General features: G+C 70.6%; 16 protein-coding genes and 1 riboswitch. Of the genes, 5 read left to right on the forward strand and 11 right to left on the reverse strand.

From position 1 onward, the window contains the following. Window positions 1-5: 5 nt before the first annotated feature. Window positions 6-1,265, forward strand: coding sequence for a glycerate kinase (locus ACZ7MF_RS34385; RefSeq protein ID WP_471482128.1), 1,260 nt, complete (start codon window positions 6-8; stop codon window positions 1,263-1,265). Here the strand turns inward: ACZ7MF_RS34385 and ACZ7MF_RS34390 are convergent. The 6 genes from ACZ7MF_RS34390 to ctaE all read right to left on the reverse strand — a co-directional run bounded on the left by ACZ7MF_RS34390 (window position 1,181) and on the right by ctaE (window position 8,416). Further along, window positions 1,181-2,572 carry an aminotransferase class V-fold PLP-dependent enzyme gene (locus ACZ7MF_RS34390; RefSeq protein ID WP_471482129.1) on the reverse strand — a complete coding sequence of 464 codons (1,392 nt, stop codon included), beginning with the start codon at window positions 2,570-2,572 and terminating at the stop codon, window positions 1,181-1,183. The genes ACZ7MF_RS34385 and ACZ7MF_RS34390 overlap by 85 nt on opposite strands. Window positions 2,573-2,823: 251 nt before the next feature. Next, window positions 2,824-2,940, reverse strand: a riboswitch (SAM riboswitch). Between the two features lie 80 nt (window positions 2,941-3,020). Beyond that, window positions 3,021-4,085, reverse strand: a complete 1,065-nt coding sequence (gene trpD, locus ACZ7MF_RS34395) for an anthranilate phosphoribosyltransferase (protein WP_471482130.1) — start codon at window positions 4,083-4,085, stop codon at window positions 3,021-3,023. Between the two features lie 134 nt (window positions 4,086-4,219). Further along, a complete protein-coding gene (gene qcrB, locus ACZ7MF_RS34400) occupies window positions 4,220-5,857 on the reverse strand; it encodes a cytochrome bc1 complex cytochrome b subunit (protein WP_471482131.1) in 1,638 nt (545 codons plus the stop codon). Further along, window positions 5,854-6,915 carry a cytochrome bc1 complex Rieske iron-sulfur subunit gene (gene qcrA / locus ACZ7MF_RS34405; RefSeq protein ID WP_361007385.1) on the reverse strand — a complete coding sequence of 354 codons (1,062 nt, stop codon included), beginning with the start codon at window positions 6,913-6,915 and terminating at the stop codon, window positions 5,854-5,856. The genes qcrB and qcrA overlap by 4 nt, the downstream gene beginning before the upstream one ends. Continuing rightward, the gene (gene qcrC, locus ACZ7MF_RS34410) at window positions 6,912-7,721 is read right to left on the reverse strand and encodes a cytochrome bc1 complex diheme cytochrome c subunit (RefSeq protein WP_121712751.1); all 810 of its coding nucleotides are present in this window, start codon (window positions 7,719-7,721) and stop codon (window positions 6,912-6,914) included. The genes qcrA and qcrC overlap by 4 nt, the downstream gene beginning before the upstream one ends. Window positions 7,722-7,795: 74 nt before the next feature. Then, window positions 7,796-8,416, reverse strand: a complete 621-nt coding sequence (gene ctaE, locus ACZ7MF_RS34415; protein WP_356864446.1) for an aa3-type cytochrome oxidase subunit III — start codon at window positions 8,414-8,416, stop codon at window positions 7,796-7,798. A 209-nt stretch (window positions 8,417-8,625) separates the two neighbouring features. On the opposite strand from ctaE, the gene ACZ7MF_RS34420 reads away from it, so the two are divergent. After that, window positions 8,626-9,027, forward strand: coding sequence for a response regulator (locus ACZ7MF_RS34420; protein WP_471482132.1), 402 nt, complete (start codon window positions 8,626-8,628; stop codon window positions 9,025-9,027). Window positions 9,028-9,143: 116 nt separating this feature from the next. Here ACZ7MF_RS34420 and ACZ7MF_RS34425 read toward each other — a convergent pair whose 3' ends face one another. The 4 genes from ACZ7MF_RS34425 to ctaC form a co-directional block, all read right to left on the reverse strand. Next, window positions 9,144-10,418 (reverse strand): L,D-transpeptidase, encoded by a 1,275-nt coding sequence (locus tag ACZ7MF_RS34425; RefSeq protein ID WP_471482133.1) that lies wholly within the window; start codon window positions 10,416-10,418, stop codon window positions 9,144-9,146. A 146-nt stretch (window positions 10,419-10,564) separates the two neighbouring features. Beyond that, a complete protein-coding gene (locus ACZ7MF_RS34430) occupies window positions 10,565-10,963 on the reverse strand; it encodes a cytochrome c oxidase subunit 4 (RefSeq protein WP_356864448.1) in 399 nt (132 codons plus the stop codon). Further along, window positions 10,960-12,696 (reverse strand): aa3-type cytochrome oxidase subunit I, encoded by a 1,737-nt coding sequence (gene ctaD, locus ACZ7MF_RS34435; protein ID WP_471482134.1) that lies wholly within the window; start codon window positions 12,694-12,696, stop codon window positions 10,960-10,962. Before ctaD ends, ACZ7MF_RS34430 begins: the two co-directional genes overlap by 4 nt. Then, on the reverse strand, window positions 12,693-13,652 hold the full coding sequence (ctaC, locus tag ACZ7MF_RS34440) for an aa3-type cytochrome oxidase subunit II (RefSeq protein ID WP_386901544.1): 960 nt from the start codon (window positions 13,650-13,652) through the stop codon (window positions 12,693-12,695). The genes ctaD and ctaC overlap by 4 nt, the downstream gene beginning before the upstream one ends. 305 nt (window positions 13,653-13,957) lie before the next feature. Here ctaC and ACZ7MF_RS34445 point away from each other — a divergent pair, with 305 nt between their 5' ends. Then, window positions 13,958-15,340, forward strand: a complete 1,383-nt coding sequence (locus ACZ7MF_RS34445) for an aminotransferase class V-fold PLP-dependent enzyme (RefSeq protein ID WP_471482135.1) — start codon at window positions 13,958-13,960, stop codon at window positions 15,338-15,340. A gap of 124 nt (window positions 15,341-15,464) precedes the next feature. Here the strand turns inward: ACZ7MF_RS34445 and ACZ7MF_RS34450 are convergent, their stop codons facing one another. Continuing rightward, entirely contained in the window at window positions 15,465-16,439 is a 975-nt protein-coding gene (locus ACZ7MF_RS34450; protein WP_356864452.1) for a carbohydrate kinase family protein, read from the reverse strand. Window positions 16,440-16,571: 132 nt separating this feature from the next. Between ACZ7MF_RS34450 and ACZ7MF_RS34455 the strand changes: the two genes are divergently transcribed. Then, window positions 16,572-16,781 (forward strand): hypothetical protein, encoded by a 210-nt coding sequence (locus tag ACZ7MF_RS34455; protein ID WP_471482136.1) that lies wholly within the window; start codon window positions 16,572-16,574, stop codon window positions 16,779-16,781. Between the two features lie 113 nt (window positions 16,782-16,894). Next, window positions 16,895-18,436 (forward strand): hypothetical protein, encoded by a 1,542-nt coding sequence (locus ACZ7MF_RS34460; protein ID WP_471482137.1) that lies wholly within the window; start codon window positions 16,895-16,897, stop codon window positions 18,434-18,436. The last annotated feature ends 74 nt before the right edge of the window (window positions 18,437-18,510 follow it).

Genomic DNA, 18,510 nt, shown 5'->3' on the forward strand with positions numbered 1-18,510 from the left:
CCACCATGTCTTCTCCGTCCCCTGTGCTGAACCGTGTGGTCGTGGCCCCCAGCGGATTCAAGGAGTCCCTGTCCGCGCGGGCCGCCGCCGACGCCATCGCGGCGGGCGTCCGCCGGGTGCTGCCGGACGCCGAGATCGACCGCATCCCGCTGGTGGACGGCGGCGAGGGCACCGCCGTGGCGCTGGCGGAGGCGACCGGCGGGCGGCTGGTGGCGCTGGCCGCCACCGGCCCGGTCGGCGACCCCGTCGGCACCCACTTCGCGCTGCTCGGCACCGGGGACACGGCGGTGGTGGAGATGGCGGCCGTCGCGGGCCTGTCCCTGGTCCCCCGCGCCCTGCGCGACCCCGGCGCCACCACCACGTACGGCGTCGGCGAGCTGATCCGCGCCGCCCTCGACACCGGGGTGCGGCGCGTCCTGGTCGGCTGCGGCGACTCGGGTACGTCCGACGGGGGCGCGGGCGCGCTCCAGGCGCTCGGGGCCCGGCTGCTGGACGCGGACGGCTTCGAACTCGGCCCCGGCGGACGGGAGCTGAACCGCCTCGTCCGCATCGACCCGTCCGGTCTCGACGCCCGGCTGAAGGACACCGAGCTGCTCGTCGCCTGCAACCCGTACAACGTGCTGTGCGGCAAGCGGGGCGTGGCCCGGGTGTTCGGGCCGCAGAAGGGGGCGACGCCCGCGCAGGTCGAGGAGTTGTCGGCCGGGCTGGAGAACTGGGCGCGCGTCCTCACCCGCGACCTCGGCGTCGTCGGCACCGACCTGTGGACGGGGTCCGGCACCGGCGCGTCCGGCGGTCTCGGCGCGGGGCTCGCCGCCGTCGGGGCCCGGCTGCTGCCCCGCTTCGACGTGCTCCTGGGCCACCTCGACCTGGACGCCCGGCTCGCCCGGGCCGACCTGGTGCTCACCGCCGAGGGCGCCCTGGACCACCAGACGCCGCGCGGCAAGGTCCCGGCCGAGGTGGCCCGCCGCGCCAAGCTCTCCGGCAGGCCCGTCCTCGCCCTGGCGGGCACGCTCGGCGAGGGCGCGCACGACGTGCCGGGGGTGGACGCCTGCCACGGGATCATGCCGGCGCCGATGGCCCTGGCGGACGCGTTGCTGCGCGCCTCCGAGCTCCTCACGGACGCCACGGAACGGGCGCTGCGGATGGTGCTGCTGGGGGCCCGGTTGCCGGGCGGGACGGCTCAGGCGGCGGTGCCGGTGCCGGTCACCGGCAGCGTGTCGCCGGACGTCGTGTCGGGCACGCAGCGCCCGTCCTCGGTGCGGTAGTTCCAGCGGGCGCCGTCGCTCACCAGCTCCCGGACGGCGCTCACGAACCGCTCCACGTGCTCGTCCGGGGTGCCCGCGCCGAAGCTGACGCGGATGGCGTTGAGGGACTTCTCGCCGGGCGCCGCCTCGGGCGCGCCGCACTCGCCCTGCGTCTGCGGGTCGCTGCCGAGCAGGGTGCGCACCAGCGGGTGGGCGCAGAACAGGCCGTCGCGCACCCCGATGCCGTACTCGGCGGAGAGCGCGGCGGCGAAGTGCGAGCTGTTCCAGCCCTCGACGACGAAGGAGAGCACCCCGACACGCGGCGCGTCGTCGCCGAAGAGGGAGAGGATCCGCACCTCGGGCACCTCGGCGAGGCCCTCGCGCACCTTCCGGATCAGGTACTCCTCGCGGGCGACCAGCGTGTCGAACCCGGCCTCGGTGAGCGCCTTGCAGGCGGAGGCGATCGCGTGGACGCCGATGACGTTGGGCGACCCGGCCTCGTGGCGGGCCGCGCTGTCGTGCCACTGGACGTCCACGCCGCCGTCCGCGCGCCGGGAGACACTGCGGCTGGCGCCGCCGCCGGCCAGGTACGGCTCGGCCTCGCGCAGCCAGTCGGCCCGCCCGGCCAGCACGCCGGAGCCGAAGGGCGCGTACAGCTTGTGCCCGGAGAAGGCGACCCAGTCCACGTCCAGGTCGCGCACGCTCACCGGGTGGTGCGGGGCCAGCTGGGCGGCGTCCAGCACGATCCGGGCGCCGTGCGCGTGCGCGGCTGCGGCCAGTTCCCGCACCGGCCACAGCTCGCCGGTGACGTTGGAGGCGCCGGTGACGCAGACCAGGGCGGGCCCGTACGGCTCGCGGGCGGCGAGGGCCCGCTCCAGGGTCTCGACGGCCTGCGCGGGCGTGCGCGGGGCGTCGAGGTAGGTGACGTCGGCGTCCCGCCAGGGCAGCAGCGAGGCGTGGTGCTCGGTCTCGAAGACGAAGACCCGGCAGTCGGCGGGCAGCGCGGCGGCGAGCAGGTTCAGGGAGTCGGTGGTGGACCGGGTGAAGACCACCTGGTCGTCGTCCCGGCAGCCGAGGAACCCGGCGACGGTTGTGCGGGCGTTCTCGAACAGGTCGGTCGACAGCTGCGAGAGGTACCCGGCGCCCCGGTGCACGCTGCCGTAGTACGGGGCGTAGGCGGCCACGTCGTCCCAGACCCGCTGGAGCGCGGGCGCGCTGGCGGCGTAGTCGAGCGCGGCGTAGGTGACCTGACCGCCGGTGACGAGCGGGACGCTGACGTCCCGGCCGAGCACGGACAGCGGGGCGGCGACAGCAGTGGGTACGGACATGACGGACTCCCGTGAGGACCAGCACGCAGAAGGGCGCTGTGAAGTGAAGTGAGGAAAGGCGTGCGGAGGCGGGCTCTGCGGCCAAGGGCCTGTCCTTCGGCCCGGCCCGGGGCTGCGGGGCCTGGCACGCACACCGGGGGATGAAGGCACCGCTTCGGGGGCGTCGGGCCGGTCCGAAGGACAGGCCCTATCGCATTCGCTGGTTCACGGGAGACTCCCTCGGACGACCCAGGACCCCTGGTTCCGCGAGGGGTCCGCGCTTGCCGTGGACCTTGCTGTCCACGACCTGGTCTTCACCCGGGGCACCCCGCCACGGACGGAGGGTTGCCGGACAGTCGGCCGGGGCCTCATGACTGTCACTCATGACCTGTCGAAAAACCTAGGGGAAATGATCGGCGTCCCGCAACCCGGGTCCGGATCGCGGGACGCACGTCACACACCAGGGCCGCTACGCGTGGCTCACGGCCACCCAGCGCTCCAGCACCCGCCGGGCCGCCCCGGAGTCGATCGCCTCGGCCGCCCGGTCCATCCCGGCCCGCAACTGCGCCGCCAGCGGACCCTCACCGGGCTCCAGGGCCACCAGGGCCGCCGCCGAGTTCAGCAGGACCGCGTCCCGCACCGGACCCCGCTCGCCGGCCAGCAGGCGGCGGGCGACGTCGGCGTTGTAGGAGGCGTCGGCCCCGCGCAGCGCCTCGACCGGCACCAGCTCGATACCGACGTCCCGCGGGTCGAAGGTCTCCTCGGTGACCCGGCCGTCGCGCACGACCCAGACCCGGGAGGTGGAGGTCGTGGTCAGCTCGTCGAGCCCGTCGTCGCCGCGGAAGACCAGCGACGAGTGGCCGCGCTCGGCGAAGACACCGGCGACGATCGGTGCCATCCGGGCGTGGGCGACCCCGACCGCCTGGGCCTTCACCCGGGCGGGGTTGGTCAGCGGACCCAGGAAGTTGAACACCGTACGGATGCCGAGCTGACCGCGGGCCGTCGCCACGTGGCGCAGCGCCGGGTGGAACTTCACGGCGAAGCAGAAGGTGATGCCGGCTTCCTCGGCGACCTCGGCCACCCGCTGCGGCGTCAGCTCCAGGTTGACCCCGAGCTTCTCCAGGACGTCGGAGGCTCCGGACGCCGAGGAGGCGGCCCGGTTGCCGTGTTTGACGACCTTCGCCCCCGTGCCGGCCAGGACGATCGCCGACATGGTGGAGATGTTGACCGTCTTGGCGCCGTCGCCGCCGGTGCCGACGATGTCGACGGTCTTGCCCGGCACCTCGATCACGTTGGCGTGTTCGTACATGGTGCGGACCAGCCCGGAGATCTCCTCGACCGTCTCCCCCTTGAACCGCAGGCCCACCGCGAACCCGGCGATCTGCACGTCGGTCGCCTCGCCGCGCATGATCACGTCCAGCGCCCAGGCGGTGTCGTCCGCGCTCAGGTCGCGGCCGTCCAGCAGTCCGTTCAGCAGGGCGGGCCAGGAGCGGTCCGCCGTGGTGTCGCCTCCAGCGGGGGTCACAGCGCTCATCAGCCGCTCCTGAATCGTATGGGTCGTCGAGTAGGGGATGTGGGTCCCACCCTATCCAGCCCCGGGCACGGCGAAGGGCCCCGTCCGCAGACCGGAACGGGGCCCTTCGACCGTGGTGTGGCGACGCTGGAGGGTCAGTGGTGGCCGTGGCCGCTCGTGATCTCCTTGTACTCCTCGACGGTCGGCTTCGGAATCTGCGACTCCTCGCCGTAGTACGACTCGCTGAGCTTGGCACGGAGCTTCTGCGTGCCGCTCACCTTGCGCTCGACGCCGTTCTCGTCGACCGTCGGGCCGATCTCGGCCGGCTGGTACTGCTCGTGCGCCGTGAGCGTGTGCAGCTGCTCCTGGCTGAGCGGCTCGTGCACCTCGATGAACTCACCGTGCGGCAGGCGCTTGATGATGCCGGACTCGCGTCCGTGCAGCACCTTGTCCTTGTCCCGGCGCTGCAGGCCGAGGCAGATCCGCTTGGTGGCGATGAAGGCGACGACCGGTCCGACGAAGAACGCGATGCGGACGAACCAGGTGATCGCGTTGATCGACAGGTGGAAGTGCGTGGCCCACAGGTCGTTGCCGCCACCGATCAGCAGCACGAAGTAGACGGTCAGCCAGGCGACACCGAAGGCCGTACGGGTCGGGGCGTTGCGCGGGCGGTCCAGGATGTGGTGCTCGCGCTTGTCGCCGGTGACCCAGGACTCGATGAACGGGTAGACCGCGATCGCCGCCAGGACCAGCGGGAAGATGATCAGCGGGATCAGCACACCCAGGACGAGGGTGTGGCCCCAGAAGTTGATCTCCCAGCCAGGCATCACACGGATCAGGCCCTCGGAGAAGCCCATGTACCAGTCCGGCTGGGCGCCGGTGGAGACCTGGTCGGGCCGGTAGGGCCCGATGGCCCAGATCGGGTTGATCGTGGCGATGGCCGACACGACGGAGATCACACCGAAGACCAGGAAGAAGAAGCCTCCGGCCTTCGCCGTGTACACCGGCAGCAGCGGCATGCCGACGACGTTCTTGTTCGTCTTGCCGGGGCCCGCGAACTGCGTGTGCTTGTGGTAGAAGACCAGGATCAGGTGGCCCACCAGCAGCCCGAGCATGATGCCCGGCAGCAGCAGGATGTGGATCGAGTAGAACCGGGACACGAAGTCGTGGCCGGGGAACTCGCCGCCGAAGAGGAAGAACGAGATGTACGTGCCGACGATCGGCACGGACAGGATCGCGCCCTCCATGAAGCGGATGCCGGTGCCCGAGAGCAGGTCGTCCGGGAGCGAGTAACCGGTGAAGCCGGTGAACATGCCGAGGACGAGCAGCAGGAAGCCGAACAGCCAGTTGACCTCGCGCGGCTTGCGGAACGCGCCGGTGAAGAAGACGCGCATCATGTGCACGAACATGCCGGCCAGGAAGATCAGCGCGGCCCAGTGGTGGATCTGCCGGATCAGCAGACCGCCGCGGACGTCGAAGCTGATGTCCAGAGTGGAGGCGTAGGCCTCACTCATCATCTGGCCCTGGAGCGGCACGTACGAGCCGTGGTACTCGATCTCGGCCATCGACGGGTGGAAGAACAGCGTCAGGTACACACCCGTGAGGATGATGATGATGAAGCTGTAGAGGCAGACCTCACCCAGCATGAACGACCAGTGGTCGGGGAAGATCTTGCGCATGTTGGCCTTGGCCAGGGAGTAGATCCCCAGCCGGCCGTCGGCCCAGTCGGCGACGCGCTCGCCGGCCGGTGCCTTCCCGCGTGAGCGGGGCGCTTCGTTGGCTGCAGTACTCATCCGCGCTCCCAGAAAGCAGGACCGACGGGCTCTTCGAAGTCGCCGAGCGCTTCGAGGTAACCCTCGTCGTTCACGCCGATGCGCAGCTGCGGCAGGGCGTGACCGGCGGGACCGAAGATGACCCGGGCGCCGTCGGCAAGGTCGAAGGTGGACTGGTGGCAGGGGCAGAGCGCGTGGTGCGTCTGCTGCTCGTACAGGGAGATCGGGCAGCCGACGTGGGTGCAGATCTTCGAGTACGCCACGATGCCCTCGTGCGACCACTCGAGCTCGCGCTTGTCCTTGATGGAGTCCGGCTCCAGCCGGATGATCATCAGGGCGGCCTTGGCGATCTCGTTCTGGAAGTCCTCGTCGTGCTCCTCCAGGCCCTCGGGCATGGCGAAGGTGAGCGAGCCCACCGCGACGTCGGAGGGACGCAGCGGCTCGTTGGTGTTCATGTTGACGAGGAGCTTGCCCTTGGACCACAGGGTGTGGCGGAGCTTGGTCCCGGGCAGCGGACCGAGGTCGCGCAGCAGGACGACGCCGGAGAGCGGCACCAGGGTGAGCGCGCCCAGCATCGTGTTGCGGATCAGCTTGCGGCGCCCGATCACGGACTCCTTGGCGCCCTGCTTGAAGTCCGCGTGGACCTTGGCACGGACCTCGGGGGACGCCTCGATCGGGTGTCGCTCGTCGGCGACCTCCTCGTCGGACATCAGGGTGCGGGCCCAGTGGACCGCGCCCGCGCCGATGGCGAACAGCGCGACGCCGAGCGTCATGCCGAGCGCGAAGTTCAGCGCACTGATGTGACCGAGCGGGAAGATGTAGACCGACTTGTCGACGTCGATCGCCACGAACGCGGCGATGAAGGCGACGGTGGCCAGCATCGACAGCGTGAACAGCAGGGCGACGGTGCGCTCGGACCGCTTGGCGGCCCGCTCGTCGACGTCCTGGACCCGCGGCTCGTGGGGCGGCAGACCCGGGTCGGCGAACGGGTTCGTCTCGTCCGCGGGCCGGGCGGCCGCGCCGTGCGGGCGGTCCTGCTCTGCCGGCAGGTTCTCTTCTGGAATGTCTTGGCTACTCATGACTTCTTGGCCTTTGCGGTCCGAGCGGCGACCCAGACGGCGACGGCGATCAGCACGCCCAGTCCGAACACCCAGGCGAACAGACCCTCACTGACCGGGCCGAGTCCGCCGAGGCTGAGACCACCGGGGCTCTCGGTGTCGTCACCGTTGACCGCGTCCAGGTAGGCGATGATGTCCTTCTTGTTCTGCTCCGACAGCGTGGTGTCGGGGAAGGAGGGCATGTTCTGCGGGCCGGTCTGCATGGCCTCGTAGATGTGCTTCGGGTCGACGCCCTCGAGGCTCGGCGCGTACTTGCCGTGCGTCAGGGCGCCGCCCTTGCCGGTGAAGTTGTGGCACTGCGCGCAGTTGGTGCGGAACAGCTCACCGCCCTTGGCGATGTCCGCGCCCTCGGGGCCGTACTTCTCCTCCGAGGGGATCGCCGGACCGGCACCCAGCGACGCGATGTAGGCCGCGAGCTGGTCGATCTCCGCCTGGGAGTAGATGACCTTCTTCTTCGGGACCTGCGCGCCGGGCTGCTGGGCCGGCATGCGGCCGGTGCCCACCTGGAAGTCGACGGCCGCGGCGCCCACGCCGACCAGGCTCGGACCGTCACTGGTGCCCTGCCCTCCGGTGCCGTGGCAACTGGCACAGCCGACGGCGTAGAGCTTCTTGCCCTCGTCGATGGCGAGGGACTGGGCGGATTCATCGGCCTGCGCCTTACTCGCGGGTGCGAACGCGGCGTACAGCCCCCCTGTGCATGCCAGCGCGAGGAGTAGGACGACGAGGGCCGCCAGCGGATGGCGTCGTCGTGCGGAGAGCTTTTTCACGGATTACCCCGGTGTCAGGATCTTCTGCGTCGATGCTGTCGATGCTTCTGGTGTTGCGCGGGTGCGCGCCGCGACTACTTGATCAGGTAGATCGTGGCGAACAGGCCGATCCAGACCACATCGACGAAGTGCCAGTAGTAGGACACGACGATGGCGGCGGTCGCCTGCTCGTGGGTGAACCTCCGGGCCGCATAAGTGCGGCCGAGGACCAGCAGGAAGGCGATCAGTCCGCCCGTCACATGCAGTCCGTGGAAGCCGGTGGTCAGGTAGAACGCCGAGCCGTACGGGTCCGACGAGAGTGAGATCCCGTCGTGCTTGACCAGCTCGGTGTACTCGAACACCTGACCGCCGATGAAGATCGCACCCATCACGAAGGTGACGATGAACCACATCCGGAGCTTCTTCACGTCACCGCGCTCGGCGGCGAACACGCCGAGCTGGCAGGTGAGGGAGGAGAGCACCAGGATCGTGGTGTTCGTCGCGGAGAACGGGATGTTCAACGCGTCGGCCTTCTCGGACCAGAAGTCCGGGCCGGTCACCGATCGCAGGGTGAAGTACATCGCGAAGAGGGCCGCGAAGAACATCAGCTCGGAACTCAACCAGATGATGGTTCCGACGCTGGTGAGGTTCGGCCGGTTGACCGACGGGTGCGCGTGCCCGGTTTCTACTGTCGTTGCTGTCGCCACGACCGACATTATGTCGGTCGCTTATCCCGCCCTCACCCCGGGGGGTGCCGTTCGGTGTGTTCCCCCTGCTTGTACGGCCCGGATGGCCCATCGAACGGCCCGTCGGAGGCCTGTCGAAGGCCTGTCCGAACCAGTGCTGACGGGACGTTCGAGGGAGTAGCATCCGCCCCAACGGGCTACGACAGCCTTCACCGGTCTCACCGCGTATCGGAGGAAGCATGCAGGCGACCGCCACGGTGCTGGTCTACAGCGACGACTCCAACACCCGCGAACAGGTGCGGCTCGCGACCGGCCGCCGGCCGGCTCCGGACGTGCCCGTGGTCGAGTTCGTGGAGTGTGCCACTCCGGCCGCCGTGCTCAAGGAGCTGGACCGGGGCGGGATCGACGTCTGCGTCCTGGACGGCGAGGCCGTGCCCATGGGCGGCATGGGCATGTGCCGCCAGATCAAGGACGAGGTCTTCCAGTGCCCGCCGGTGCTGCTGCTCATCGCCCGGCCGCAGGACGCGTGGCTGGCCACGTGGAGCCGGGCGGAGGCGACTGTGACGCTGCCGGTGGAGCCGGTGGAGTTCGCGGGTGCGCTGGCCGCGCTGCTGCGGGAGAAGAGGCTGCAGGGCGTCTAGGGGCGCCTTCCAGCTCGGGGGTGCGGGTCCTTATGGCGAGTGCTGCGCCGTCGTGGCTTGTCGCGCCCACGCGGCGGAGCCGCATATCGGCACAGCCCCGCGCCCCTTTCGGGGCGCTACACCGCCGTCGGCCGCAGCCTTGCCGTCTCCTGGTTGTTCGACGCCCCGGTGCCGCCGGTCAGGGCGCTGCCGGTGCGCCATTTGGTCCAGTCCATGTTCCAGTCGCCGAAGCCGTTGCCGAAGGGTTCCATCGTTTCGCCGCCGGAGTTGACGACCTCGACCAGGTCGCCCTCCTGGACCGCCTTGAAGAACCACTCCGCGTTGTCGGTGCTCATGCCGACGCAGCCGTGGCTGACGTTGGCGATGCCCTGGGAGCCGACGGACCAGGGGGCGGCGTGCACGTACTCGCCGCTCCAGGTCACCCGGGTGGCCCAGTAGACCGGCAGGTCGTACGACTCCGAGGAGCCCTCGGCGATGCCGACGGTGCTGCTGCGCATGCGTACGAAGGATTCCTTGCCGAGGACGACCTTGACGCCGTTGCGGGTCTCGAAGCCGGGCTTGCCGGTGGTGACCGGGATCTCCCGGATCGCCTCGCCGTCCTGGTAGACCGTCAGCGTGTGCGCGGCGGCGTCGGTGACGGCCACGACCCGGTCGTCCGTGGTGATCTTCAGGGGCTTGGCCTTGCCGCCCCACATCCGGTCGCCGATCTTGATGCCGTCCAGGGTGCTGTGGACCTTGACGGTGGCGTGGGCGGGCCAGTACTCCTCGGGCCGGTAGTGGAGCTTCTTGTCGTCCACCCAGTACCAGGCGCCCCGCACGGCGGGGGTGGAGTCGACCTTCAGGGCGCGCTCCACTATGGCCCGCTGGGCCGGGTCCCTGACCGGCTGGCTCAGTTCCGCCGTGATGGGCTGACCGACGCCGTACGCGCCCGCCTTGGGCCCGAAGGTGACGTCCAGGGTCTTCTTCGCGCCGGGCTTGCCGGTCTCGAAGGTGAGCACCTTGCGGCCGGGCGCGCCGTCCCCGTCCTCGGTGCTGACGCGCACCGTGTAGCTGGCGTTGGCCGCCAGCGGCGAGGTGCTGTGCCAGCGGGCGCCGTCGGCGGACAGCTCGCCCGCGACGTGGCGTCCGGCCGCATCCATGGCCGTGACGTCCGTGATGCGCCCGTCGGCGCCCTCGGCGACCACCTCCAGGGGTTTGTCCGGGTCTGCCTTCTTCCCGGCGTCCGTGGGGCCGTTGAAGGAGATCTGGCCGGCCGCGTCGTAGGGCGTGGCGGACAGCGGGTTGTCGTCGTCGCCGAGGCAGGCGGTGACGCTCGCGCCGAGGGCGATCACCAGCAGGGTGCAGCCGACGACCGTACGCCCCCGCGCCTGGAAGTGAACCGTGTTGCTCATGGCCTCACGCTAGGGAGAGACGTCAACGGCGGCGCGGTGGGTAAGCCGGAAGGGTGAGAGACCGTACGGCAGACGAAGGGGCCCGGACGCTCCTTGCGGAGTGTCCGGGCCCCTTCGTGCTCGACGCGTGCTACTGGGTCCGTGTGCTACTGGGTGCGGTTCTCACCGCGGTAGTACTCGAAGACCCAGCCGAACAGGCCGACCAGGATCACCGGTGCCGAGAAGTACATGATCCACCAGCCGACGGCGACACCCAGGAAGGCGAGTGCGCCGCCCAGGCCGAGCGCCAGCGGCTGCCAGCTGTGCGGGCTGAAGAACCCGACCTCGCCGGCGTCGTCCGCGACGTCCGCCTCCAGGTTGTCCTGGGCACCGACGTCGACCCGCCGCGCCGTGAAGGCGAGGTAGAAGCCGATCATGATGGCCAGGCCGAAGGCCAGGAAGAGCGCCGTGGTGCCGGCCGGCTCCTTGGACCAGTAGCCGTAGACGACCGCCACGGCGAGGATGAAGACGCTCAGCCAGATGAAGAGCTTGCCCTGGATCTTCACTTCCCGGCCTCCTTGCCGCCGGCGAGGGCCTTCTCACCGTGGCCGACGTTCTCCAGCTGGTCGATCGCGGAGATCTCGGGGTGGTGCAGGTCGAACGCGGGCGATTCGCTGCGGATGCGCGGCAGCGTGAGGAAGTTGTGCCGCGGCGGCGGGCAGGAGGTCGCCCACTCCAGCGAACGGCCGTAGCCCCAGGGGTCGTCGACCTCGATCTTCTTGCCGTACTTGGCGGTCTTCCAGATGTTGTAGAAGAACGGCAGTATCGACATGCCCAGCAGGAACGAGCTGATCGACGAGATCGTGTTCAGGGCGGTGAAGCCGTCCGCCGCCAGGTAGTCGGCGTAGCGGCGCGGCATGCCCTCGGCGCCCAGCCAGTGCTGGACCAGGAACGTGCCGTGGAAGCCGACGAACAGCGTCCAGAAGGTGATCTTGCCGAGACGCTCGTCCAGCATCTTGCCGGTGAACTTCGGCCACCAGAAGTGGAAGCCGGCGAACATCGCGAACACCACGGTGCCGAACACCACGTAGTGGAAGTGCGCCACCACGAAGTACGAGTCCGAGACGTGGAAGTCCAGCGGCGGCGAGGCGAGGATGACGCCGGTCAGACCACCGAAGAGGAAGGTGATCAGGAAGCCGACGGACCAGAGCATCGGTGTCTCGAAGGACAACGATCCCTTCCACATGGTGCCGAGCCAGTTGAAGAACTTCACGCCGGTCGGGACCGCGATCAGGAAGGTCATGAAGGAGAAGAACGGCAATAGCACGCCGCCCGTGACGTACATGTGGTGGGCCCACACCGTCACCGACAGACCCGCGATCGCGATCGTCGCGCCGATCAGACCCATGTAGCCGAACATCGGCTTGCGGGAGAAGACCGGGATGATCTCACTGACGATGCCGAAGAACGGCAAGGCGATGATGTACACCTCTGGATGCCCGAAGAACCAGAAGAGGTGTTGCCACAGCAAGGCTCCGCCGTTGGACGCGTCGAAGATGTGGGCGCCGAACTTGCGGTCGGCCTCCAGCGCGAACAGGGCCGCGGCCAGCACCGGGAAGGCCAGCAGGACCAGCACCGCGGTCAGCAGGACGTTCCAGGTGAAGATCGGCATGCGGAACATGGTCATGCCGGGGGCACGCATGCAGATGATCGTGGTGATGAAGTTGACCGAGCCGAGGATGGTGCCGAAGCCGGAGAAGGCCAGACCCATGATCCACAGGTCACCGCCGATACCGGGCGAGTGCACCGCGTCGGACAGCGGCGAGTAGGCGAACCAGCCGAAGTCGGCCGCGCCCTGCGGGGTCAGGAACCCGCCCACCGCGATGGTCGAGCCGAACAGGTACAGCCAGTAGGCGAACATGTTCAGCCGGGGGAACGCCACGTCGGGCGCGCCGATCTGCAGCGGCATGATCCAGTTCGTGAAGCCCGCGAACAGCGGCGTCGCGAACATCAGCAGCATGATCGTGCCGTGCATCGTGAACGCCTGGTTGAACTGCTCGTTCGACATGATCTGCAGACCGGGCCGAGCGAGTTCGGCGCGCATGAAGAGCGCCATGACGCCGCCGATCACGAAGAACGCGAACGACGTCACCAGATACAGCGTGCCGATCGTCTTGTGGTCGGTGGTCGTCAACCACTTGATGACCACGTTGCCGGGCTGCTTGCGCCGTACCGGCAGCTCGTTCTCGTACGAGTCCTCCGCTGCCGAGGCACCCTGGGGTTCGTTGAGGATGCTCACAGGTTGTTCGTCTCCCGGTTCTTCTCGTGGCTCGTCTGAGCGATGCCCGCGGGAACGTAACCGGTCTGCCCCTTCTTCGCGAGGTCCTGGAGGTGCTGCTCGTAGCGCTCCGGGGAGACGACCTTGACGTTGAACAGCATCCGGGAGTGGTCCACGCCGCACAGTTCGGCGCACTTGCCCAGGAAGGTCCCCTCCTTGTTGGGGGTCACCTCGAAGGCGTTGGTGTGGCCCGGAATCACGTCCTGCTTCATGAGGAACGGCACCACCCAGAAGGAGTGGATGACGTCACGCGAGGTCAGGACGAAGCGGACCGTCTTGCCCTTGGGGAGCCAGAGGGTCGGGCCGGGGTTGCCGGTCTGCGGGTTCTCCGTGCCGGGGGTACCGCAGTCGTAGACACCGCCGGCGTCGGCCGGGAAGTCCTCGATGAACCGGTCCGGGATGCCGGCCAGTTCCTTGGAGGTCTTGGCGTCGCCGGTGGAGCCCGGGACGTCCTCGATGTGGTTGAAGCACCAGCTCCACTGGAAGCCGACCACGTTGACCGTGAGGTCGGGCTTCTTCTTGAGGCTCATGAGATCGGACTCGTCACGCGCGGTGAAGTAGAACAGCACCGAGACGATGACGAGCGGAACCATGGTGTACAGCGCCTCGATGGGCAGGTTGTACCTGGTCTGCGGAGGGACCTCGACCTTGGTGCGGCTGCGCCGGTGGAAGAAGACACTCCACAGGATCAGGCCCCACACCAGCACGCCGGTGGCCAGCGCGGCTGCCCATGAGCCCTGCCACAGGGAGAGGATCCGCGGAGCCTCTTCCGTGGTGGGGGTGGGCATGCCGAGGCGGGGGAAGTCCTCGTATGTGCAACCGGTGGCGGTCGCCAGGACCAGGCCCGCGGTCAGTGCCTGCAGCAGCTTCCGCCGCATCGGGCGCCGCGGCGAGCGGTCGGAGCCGTTGGGACTCACGTAGCGCCTTCCCGAGAGTCTCGCCCGCGCGGTTGGCTGCGGCCTGCCTTCTCGCTGGTCGGTCGCCGCCCTGCGTCGGGCAGGGGTTTGATGTTTATGCGGACCAAACCCTAGCCGACGCCCTCCGGGGGGTCGCGGGGAGGGTGGCATACGCGCCGGGGGTCACCCGGAAAGGGTGGGACGGGGGCGCCTACGGGGCGGGGAGGTGCGGTTTCGTTGGCGGCTGACGGTACGTCGTGGTTGTTCGCGCCGTTCCCCGCGCCCCTCACGGGGCGATGCAGTCCCCGGCGTTCTAGCGTTGGCGTGTGGCCTACTTCGATGCTGCTTCCGCTGCTCCCCTTCATCCCGTCGCCCGGCAGGCGCTGTTGGCGTCTCTTGACGAGGGGTGGGCCGATCCTGCTCGGCTGTACCGCGAGGGGCGGCGGGCGCGGTTGTTGCTCGATGCCGCTCGGGAGGCGGCGGCCGAGTGCGTGGGGTGTCGGCCGGACGAGTTGGTGTTCACTCCTTCGGGGACGCGGGCGGTGCATTCAGGGGTGGCGGGGGCGCTGGCCGGGCGGCGGCGCGTCGGACGCCACCTGATCGTGTCAGCCGTCGAACACTCCTCCGTACTGCATGCGGCCGAGGCGCACGAGGCCGACGGCGGGAGTGTCACGCAGGTGGGCGTGGACCGCACGGGCGCGGTGGATCCCGAGGCGTACGCGGCGGCCCTGCGCGAGGACACGGCGCTGGCCTGTCTCCAGTCGGCCAACCACGAGGTGGGCACCGAGCAGCCGGTGTCCCGGGTGGCGGAGGCCTGCCGGGCGGCTGGGGTGCCGCTGCTGGTGGACGCGGCCCAGTCGCTGGGCTGGGGGCGGGTGGAGGGCGACTGGTCGTTGTTGACGGGCAGCGCCCACAAGTGGGGCGGACCCTCGGGAGTGGGGCTGCTCGCCGTGCGCAAGGGGGTCCGGTTCGCGCCCCAAGGGCCCGGGGACGAGCGGGAGTCGGGGCGGGCGCCCGGGTTCGAGAACCTGCCGGCGATCGTGGCCGCGGCGGCGTCGCTGCGGGCGGTGCGGGCCGAGGCGGCGGCGGAGGCGGCCCGGCTGCGGGAGCTGACGGAGCGGATCCGGTCCCGGGTGCCTGAGCTGGTGCCGGACGTGGAGGTGGTCGGCGATCCCTCGCGCCGGCTGCCCGGCGTCGTCACCTTCTCGTGTCTCTATGTCGACGGGGAGACCCTGCTGCACGAGCTGGACCGTGCCGGCTTCTCCGTGTCGTCCGGATCGTCCTGCACGAGCAGCACGCTGACGCCGAGCCACGTCCTGCGGGCGATGGGGGTGCTCAGCGAGGGCAACGTCCGGGTGTCGCTGCCGCAGGGGACCCCGGCCGAGGACGTCGAGCGGTTCCTGGAGGTGCTGCCGGGCACGGTGGCCGCGGTGCGCGAGAAGCTGGGGGCGCCGGCGGCCACGGAGGCCGCCCCGCGGACCGGGGGCGACCTCGTCGTGGACGCGATCGGCCGGCGCTGCCCCATCCCGGTGATCGAACTCGCCAAGGTCATCGGTGACGTCCCCGTCGGCGGCATCGTCCGCGTCCTCTCCGACGACGAGGCGGCCCGCCTGGACATCCCGGCGTGGTGCGAGATGCGGGGCCAGGAGTACGTGGGCGAGGAGAAGACGGAACGGGGAAGCGCGTACTTGGTTCGCCGGGTCAGCTGACGCCCCTAAGGGGCGCGGGGCCCTGTCGATGTGCGGCTCCGCCGCGTGGGCGCGACCAGCCCCCACGCACCCGCACACGACAACGCTCCCCGCGAGGCAACCGAATAGTCGCCCCCCCCCGAATTCAGCCCAGGTGCGCCTGAACCTCCCCCGCGGCCTCGTCCCCGTACGCCTTCGTGAACCGCTCCATGAAGTGCCCGCGCCGCAGCTGGTACTCCTGCGTACCGACCGTCTCGATGACGAGCGTCGCCAGCATGCAGCCGATCTGCGCCGCCCGCTCCAGCGAGACATCCCACGCCAGTCCCGACAGGAACCCCGCGCGGAAGGCGTCGCCGACGCCCGTGGGGTCGGCCTTGCGCTCCTCGTCGGGGACGCCGACCTCGATGGTCTCCCCGCCGGCCCGCTCGATGCGCACGCCCCGCGCACCGAGGGTGGTGACGCGGTGGCCGACCCGGTCGAGGATCTCGGCGTCGCTCCAGCCGGTCTTGGTCTCGATGAGCCCCTTCTCGTACTCGTTGGAGAAGAGGTAGGTCGCCCCGTCCAGCAGTATCCGGATCTCGTCGCCGTTCATCCGGGCGATCTGCTGGGAGAAGTCGGCGGCGAAGGGGATGGACCGGGTGCGGCACTCCTCGGTGTGCCGGAGCATCGCCTCCGGGTCGTCGGCGCCGATGGAGACCAGGTCGAGGCCGCCCACCCGGTCGGCGACGGTCTTCAGCTCGATGAGGCGGGCCTCGCTCATCGCGCCCGTGTAGAAGGAGCCGATCTGGTTGTGGTCGGCGTCCGTGGTGCAGACGAAGCGGGCGGTGTGCAGGGTCTCGGAGATGCGGACCGAGCCGGTGTCGACGCCGTGCCGGTCCAGCCAGGCCCGGTACTCGTCGAAGTCCGAGCCGGCCGCGCCGACCAGGACCGGCCGGGTGCCGAGCTGACCCATGCCGAAGGCGATGTTCGCGGCTACGCCGCCCCGGCGTACGTCCAGCTGGTCGACCAGGAAGGAGAGCGAGACCGTGTGCAGCTGGTCCGCGACGAGCTGGTCCGAGAAGCGGCCGGGGAAGGTCATGAGGTGGTCGGTGGCGATGGAGCCGGTGACTGCGATGCGCACGGCGTGGACTCTCTCCTGAGGGGAGGCGGGTTGACGGTTCACGCTACCCGGCGGCGCCGCCAGGCTGAAGCAGGCGAAACTACCCGGTAGTACAACTTTCTTCGCGACACGGGACGTGCCTACGGTTCTGTTATGACGAACCTGAGGACCGTCGACCCCGCTCCGGCCGACCTGGACGGCGACCTGGCGTCGCTGCGCGGTGACTGCGCCCGGATGACTCCGCGCTGGTCGGCGCCGGCCGGCGCCGCCGCCCGGCCGGTGCCGCTCGCCCTCATCCACGGCGTCCGGGTGCCGCCGGCCTCGGCCCGGTTGCTGGACGCGATGTCCGACTACGGCGACTGAGCGCCGCCGGGCTGCCGCACGGCCGTTCGGGCGACGCGTGCCGTCGCCGGGAACCGGATCCCGCCCCACCGCGTCCCATCGCTGTCCCCAGTAACAGCCGAAGGAGCGATGCGGTGAACACCGAGCGACCCGACAACGACGACGCCGCCGACGAGGCGGGCGGCGGGCGTCCCGCGCGGCGGCGCCCCCGGGCGGTCGCGGTCGCGTCGGTCGCCGCCGCGGTGCTGCTCGTCGGGGCCGGCGGTGCCTACGTGGCCACGTCCGCCGCCGACGGTGACCCGGACGGCGGTACGGCGTCCGGAGCCTCGGGCGACGGCACTCCCCCGCCGCTCCCCCTGGACGACCACGGAGCGTCGTCCCCGGAGGGCGGCTCGAACGGCATCGCGCCGGGCGAGCCCGACCCGTACGGCGTCACCTACCGCGCCGACGGGCCGCTCCCCGAGGGACCCGGCTCGGCGCCCGTGTACCGGGCGAAGGGCGACGTCACCGAGGCCGAGGTGGCCCGGCTGGCCGAGGCGCTGGGCGTCGAGGGCGCGCCCCGCACCCAGGGCGAGGCGTGGAAGGTCGGCAACGCGAAGGACGGGTCCGGGCCGCTGCTCACGGTGAGCCGTCAGGCGCCGGGCACCTGGACCTTCCACCGCTACGCACCCGGCACCGACAACTGCAGGAAGGGGCCCGTCTGCAAGGCTCCCTCCGCCGACGGGAACCCGGTGGGCGAGGCGGCCGCGAAGAAGGCGGCGGCACCGGTGCTGAAGGCGCTGGGCCAGGACGACGCCAAGCTCGACGCGAGCCAGGTCATGGGCGCCGGGCGGGCCGTGAACGCGGAACCCGAGGTGGGCGGGCTGCCCTCGTACGGCTGGACGACGGGGATCGTCGTCGGGGCGCAGGGCGAGGTGGTCGGCGGCAGCGGCCGGGTGAAGGCGCCGGTCAAGGGGGACACGTACCCCGTCCTGAACGCGGAGGAGACGCTGGCGCTGCTGAACACGCCGGGTGCCGGATCCGGTGCGGGCGCCGGTGGGGTCGGGGGCATCGGCGGCTGCGCGAGTCCCGTACCGCATCAGGACGGGGCGGACACGCCCTGCGGGCCGCCGGCCAGTGCTCCGGAGCAGCCCGGGACGGGGAAGCGGCAGACCGCCACGGTCGAGGACGCGGTGTTCGGGCTGGCCGCGCATCCGGTACGGGGACAGCAGACGCTGGTGCCGTCCTGGCTGTTCGAGGTGCGGGCGCCGGGGGCGCGGGACGCGGTAACGGTCACGTATCCGGCGGTCGAGCCGAGGTTCCTGACCACGGCGGCCCCGGCCACGCCACCCACCTCCCCGTCGGCCCCGGACGAGCCGACCGCCAGGCCCGGGGAGCCGCGGGACGTCCACGTGAGCGGCTACACGGCCGCGGACGGCGAGCTGACCGTGCACTTCACGGGCGGCGTGTGCTCCGACTACGACGCGAAGGCGAAGGAGAGCGGCGGGAAGGTGACCGTCACGGTGACCGAGACCCCGCATCCGGACCAGGTCTGCATCCTGATCGCCAAGGAGTACGAGCGGACGGTGCCGCTCGACGAGCCGCTCGGCGACCGGACGGTCGTGGGCTCGGACGGCAAGGACGTCCCGGTGCACAAGCCGGGCGCGCGGCTGCCGGCGCCGTCCGGGGCCCGGTGACACCCACGACGTGACAGAGCAGAAGGGCGGCGGCCCGGGGAGGAACCCCGGGCCGCCGCCCTTCTCGCAGGCGG

Source organism: Streptomyces sp. NPDC111628, from assembly GCF_055635195.1.